Annotated in this window: 1 protein-coding gene; it reads right to left on the bottom strand. The window is 70.2% G+C overall.

The window, feature by feature from the left end:
* Positions 1 to 14 precede the first annotated feature (14 nt).
* The coding region (locus ACZ3HH_RS30480; protein ID WP_465810367.1) for a hypothetical protein at positions 15 to 262 on the bottom strand (248 nt) is incomplete at its 5' end.

Genomic DNA, 262 nt, shown 5'->3' with positions numbered 1-262 from the left:
GCCCTCCGCGCCCTTCAGCCCCTCCCGCCGGCCACCCGCTTCGGCTCGGCGGTGCTGCGCTCGCCGAGGCAGCGCATGGCGATGTCGAGGCTGGCGAGACCGTCGGCGCCGCCGACGACGGGTGCGGACTGGCTCTTCACGGCATCGACGAAGGCGACCAGTTCGGCGCGCAGCGGCTCGGCATAAGCGACCGACAGATGGCGCATCGAATAGCTGCCGTCGGGCTTGTAGTCGAAACACTCGGTGACCTGGCGGGTGATCA

The sequence above is a fragment of the Pseudomonas sp. PME37.24/025 genome (genome assembly GCF_055556615.1).
This window is presented reverse-complemented; position numbering and strand designations above follow the sequence as displayed.